This is a genomic window from Paenibacillus sp. IHBB 3054 (assembly GCF_051594305.1).
GTDB lineage: Bacteria > Bacillota > Bacilli > Paenibacillales > Paenibacillaceae > Paenibacillus_AQ.
This window is the reverse complement of the sequence record NZ_JBOFBG010000145.1, coordinates 1-601: the sequence shown is the minus strand read 5'-3', so window position 1 is coordinate 601 and position 601 is coordinate 1. Positions and strand designations below refer to the sequence as shown.

The following is a 601-nucleotide window of genomic DNA, read 5'->3' as shown; positions in this document are numbered from 1 at the left end:
ACTGTTAATGGAGTATCAAGAATCCGGGAAGGTGTACCTGCTGCCAGCAGGAACGCTGAAGCCGTAAAGGAGGGGTACCATGAAGCGGTATTTCTTTCTGGCCGCAATGCTCATCCTTCTGGGAACCGTACAATCTCCGGTTACACATGCGGAGCTAGGTGATTCTAAGGGAGATGCTTCGAAAACGGTAGTTTCAGCCACCTATGCGGTTTATTCTGCGCAACCCCTCGGTGCGATGCGTATAGCTGGTGAATCCACGCCGATAACACTGAATACCTCCGGAAACCTACAGTTCTCCAAGCATCTGAAACTGGAGGTTGAACATGAGGGAGATACAGGATGGCAATATGCCGTGCGATTGGATGAATTCACGGTCCGGCATACGCTTGCGCAAGGCAATATTCGGGCGAAGATTCCTGCAGGGTATGCTTCATATCAAGTATCGGGGATTACCTCGGAGAACGAGACAAACGGGATGATAACCGGTGCGGGGGTATTTGCCTCGGGAAGTTCTCAAGTGGTGCTAGAAGCTGCTGATGGTTCCGGACATGGTCGTTTTAGTGCGGATCTGATCCTGCAGGTGGATCTTCCCGATCTCCTA

1 protein-coding gene is annotated in these 601 nt (G+C 51.4%); it reads left to right on the top strand.

Annotated elements, in window-relative coordinates:
- Positions 1-79: 79 nt before the first annotated feature.
- Positions 80-601: hypothetical protein (locus tag ACQ76X_RS36135; RefSeq protein WP_438498699.1), on the top strand; the 522-nt coding region annotated here is incomplete at its 3' end.